Annotated in this window: 4 protein-coding genes; 1 reads left to right on the top strand and 3 read right to left on the bottom strand. The window is 67.0% G+C overall.

Features of this window, described 5'->3' with window-relative positions:
* On the top strand, positions 1 to 1,254 hold a 1,254-nt coding region (locus WC493_RS22155; protein ID WP_373068620.1), incomplete at its 5' end, for a filamentous hemagglutinin N-terminal domain-containing protein.
* Between the two features lie 138 nt (positions 1,255 to 1,392).
* On the opposite strand, the gene xerC is transcribed toward WC493_RS22155, so the two are convergent.
* The 3 genes from xerC to dapF all read right to left on the bottom strand — a co-directional run.
* Positions 1,393 to 2,295 carry a tyrosine recombinase XerC gene (gene xerC, locus WC493_RS22160; protein ID WP_373068622.1) on the bottom strand — a complete coding sequence of 301 codons (903 nt, stop codon included), beginning with the start codon at positions 2,293 to 2,295 and terminating at the stop codon, positions 1,393 to 1,395.
* Between the two features lie 4 nt (positions 2,296 to 2,299).
* Positions 2,300 to 2,962: a DUF484 family protein gene (locus WC493_RS22165; protein WP_373068624.1), complete on the bottom strand. Its 663-nt coding sequence runs from the start codon at positions 2,960 to 2,962 to the stop codon at positions 2,300 to 2,302.
* The coding region (dapF, locus tag WC493_RS22170; RefSeq protein ID WP_373068626.1) for a diaminopimelate epimerase at positions 2,959 to 3,663 on the bottom strand (705 nt) is incomplete at its 5' end. The genes WC493_RS22165 and dapF, both read right to left, overlap by 4 nt.

Raw genomic sequence — 3,663 nt, forward strand, 5'->3', positions numbered from 1 at the left:
GGTCGGGTGGATACGGCCGGATTCGTCGCCTCCACGCTCAACATACGCAACGAAGACTTCCTCGCCGGTCGCAACCTGTTCATCAATGACGGCGGCGCCAAGGATGTCATCAATCAAGGCGAAATCAGGACGCCGGCCGGCGGCAGCGTTTATCTGATCGGCACCAACGTCAGCAACGAAGGCATCATCACCACGCCCAAGGGCGAAACCATTCTCGCCGCCGGCGCCACCGTCAGCCTGATCGACAGCGCCACGCCGGGGGTCAAGGTCGACATCACCGGCGCGGAAGGCAACGTCACGAACCTCGGCGAGATCACGGCCGAGGCAGGGCGGATCGGCATCGCCGGCGTCATCGTCAGGAACAGCGGCACGCTGAACGCCAGCAGCGTCGTCAGCGAAGGCGGGCGCATCTTTCTCATAGCCAGCCAGGATGCCTATGTCGACGCCGGCAGCATCATCGACTCCGGGACCAGGGAGGGCGGCGTTGAACTCTTCGCCGGCGGTGGCAACCTTTCAATTGCGGACAACGCGGAAATCCATGGCGGCGGCACCGGCGGCACTGTGTTGCTCCACTCTGCAAACATATCCCTGAATAAGGTAGCAGGGCCCGTGAATCCGGTCGTGGTCAGTGGCTCCGCGAGCTTCAATCAGGCCGGCGGCGTCCTGACGGTGACCAACAGCAATGGCGCCATCATCGACTGGGACAAGTTCTCGATCCAGCTTGGGGAAATCACCCGCTTCGTGCAGCCTTCGGCCTCGTCCGCCGTATTCAACCGGGTCCTCGGCGAACCTTCGCCAATCTACGGCAAGCTAAGCTCCAACGGTCGCGTCTGGTTGGTGAACCCCGCCGGCATCATCGTCGGGCCGGGCGGCCGGATCGATGTGGCCGCCCATGTGGGCAAGACGCTCAATGCCAACAGCACGGAGTTTCATGCCGCCCGCCTTCAGCCCATCATTGATGGTACCTTCGCCTTCAGGAATGCCTTCAATCACAGCCAAACCACCATCCCGGTCGGCGGTAGCGTTTACCGGATTGGCAACGAGCGCACCACCACCGTCCCCGGCGGCCAAGCTGTTCCGGGCGCGATCGTCAGCCTGATCGACAGTTCCACGCCCGGTGTCAAAGTCGATGTCATCGCTGGTACCGGCAGCAATATCGACGCCGCAAGCATCACGGCCGCCGCCTTGCGCGTCGGCATCGCCGGCGTCTTGGTCAGGAACAGCGATACGCTCGGCGCACGCGGGAGCCGTTGACGGAGGACGCATCGCCAGCCAGGAGTCGATCCCGGGCTTGGCCGGGTGCAGCGCGTGGAACCGTGGGCCTGACTACACGTCGCGGTTCAGCATCCGAGTTGTATATCAATCACGAATTTCGAACAGTCCGAAATCCGGTCACTTGCTCTTGGCTCTCGGATGAGCGGCATCGTAGATTTTCGCCAGGTGCTGAAAGTCGAGATGGGTGTAGATCTGCGTCGCCGCGATGCTGGCGTGGCCGAGCATTTCCTGCACCGCGCGCAGGTCGCCGGAGGATTGCAGCACGTGGGAAGCGAAGGAGTGGCGCAGCATGTGGGGATGCACATGCACGCCGACGCCTTGCCGCTGAGCCCATTGCGCGAGGCGGCTTTCGACCTGCCGTGGCGTGAGGCGCGTGCCGTTGCGACCGAGGAAGAGCGCGGGCTGCTCGTCGCGCAAAAATTGCGGACGCAGCGCGAGCCACGCCTCCAGGGCGATCCGCGCCTGGTCGCCGACGGGCACCGTGCGGGTCTTCTTGCGCTTGCCGGTGACCGTGACTTCGCCGGCCGCCAGATCGAGGCCGCCGGGCCAGTCGAGGCTGACCAGTTCCGACAGGCGCAGGCCGGAGGAATAGAACAGTTCGAACATCGCCGCGTCGCGCACCTGCAGGGGATCGGCGGCGCCCGCTGCCGAACCCGCCGCCGGCCGGTCGAGCAGGGCGGCCGCCTGGTCGATGCCCAGCGCTTTGGGCAGGGTGCGCGCGCGCTTCGGCGCCCGCAGGCCGTCGGCCGGATTCAAGGCGATCACGCCGCGCCGCGCCAGCCAGGCGTAATAGCTGCGCCAGGCCGACAGCGTGCGGGCGATCGAGCGCGGCGCGAGTTCCTGCACGTGCAGCGTCATCAGGCCGCGCCGCAATTGCGCAGGCTTCAGCGCCGCCGGATCGGCGCCGGCCGCCAGCGCCGTCAGGCGCGCCAGGTCGCGGCGGTAGGCGTCGAGCGTATGCGGGCTGGCGCGACGTTGTATCTCGAACTCGGCAAGAAAGCTCTCGACCGAGGCGTCCATTATTTCAGGCGGCCACTCTCAGCAGCGCCGCCGCCGCCATCCCGGCGATTCGTTCCAGGTACAGGGTGCCGAGGTCGGCGTGGAAGCGCTGCGGGTCTTCGCTCGCCATCACCAGCAGGCCGAAGCAGGCGCCGCCCGATTCGCGCAGCGGCAGTTGGGTCATCGACTGCAGGCCGGCGGCGGCGTCGCCGAACCAGGCCAGCGATTCCTGGCCGCCCGCGGCGCCGCAGTAAGGTCGCGGCAGGCCCGAGGCAAAGGCCTTGACCGCATCGTCGACCGGATCGTATTCGTGCCCGTCGCCCTGTCCGGCGCCCCACAGCCGCAGCGCGACGTGCGGCACGGCGAAGGCTCCGCCCAGATGCGAATACAGCGCGCGCACCATGCCGGCCCGGTCCGTCGCCGCGATCAGCGCCACGGCGAGGCCATGCACCTTTTCCGAGATGGCATCGTTCTCTTCGCCGAAACCGACCAGCTCGACCAGCTTCGCTTCGAGCGCGCGCACCTTGTCGCGCAGGTTGAACAACTGCCGCTCGGTGATCGAGACGGCCCGGCCGCTGTGCGGATCGGGCAGGGTGATCAGGGCCAGCAACTCGGCGTGCTGTTCGAAGAATTCCGGGTGATCCTGTATGTAGCGTGCGACGTCTTCAGATTTCATGTCAGGTCTCATGTCAGGTTGTTCGGCAATTCGATTTCCGCGCTGAAGACGGTGGTCGCGGGGCCGGTCATCATGACCGGCGAGTTTGCGTTACCGGCTGTGCCGCCCCAGGCGATGGACAGGTCGCCGCCGCGCGTGGCGACGCGCACCGGCGAATCCAGCAGGCCGCGGCGGATGCCGGCGACCACGGCGGCGCAGGCGCCGGTGCCGCAGGCCAGGGTCTCGCCGGCGCCGCGCTCGTAGACGCGCAGGCGGATCGCGTGGCGGTCGACGATCTCCATGAAACCGGCATTGACCCGGCGCGGGAAGCGCGGGTGCGATTCGATCAGCGGGCCGAGTCGGGCGACCGGCGCGGCATCGACGTCGGCAACCACCTGCACCGCATGGGGGTTGCCCATCGAAACGACGCTGATGTCGATCTGGGCGCCATCCACGTCGAGCGGCTGCACCACGGCATCGCTGTCGCTTTGGAAGGGGATCTCGGCCGGCAGGAAGCGCGGCGCACCCATGTCCACCGTGACCTGGCCGTCGGCTTCCAGCCGCGGCGCGATGACCCCGCACTGGGTCTCGACGCGGATCTCGCGCTTGGTCGTCAGCCCCTGCTCATGCACGAAGCGCACGAAGCAGCGCGCGCCGTTGCCGCACTGTTCGACCTCGCCGCCGTCGGCATTGAAAATTCGATAGCGGAAATCGACGCCGGGCGTGGCGGCCTT

It is taken from the genome of Zavarzinia sp., from assembly GCF_041650655.1.
In the GTDB taxonomy this organism is placed as follows: Bacteria; Pseudomonadota; Alphaproteobacteria; order Zavarziniales; family Zavarziniaceae; genus Zavarzinia.

Bases quoted from the DNA above. Each gene is read 5' to 3' on its own strand.
- xerC (WP_373068622.1), bottom strand. From the start codon at position 2,295: ATGGACGCCTCGGTCGAGAGCTTTCTTGCCGAGTTCGAGATACAACGT.
- WC493_RS22165 (WP_373068624.1), bottom strand. From the start codon at position 2,962: ATGAGACCTGACATGAAATCTGAAGACGTCGCACGCTACATACAGGAT.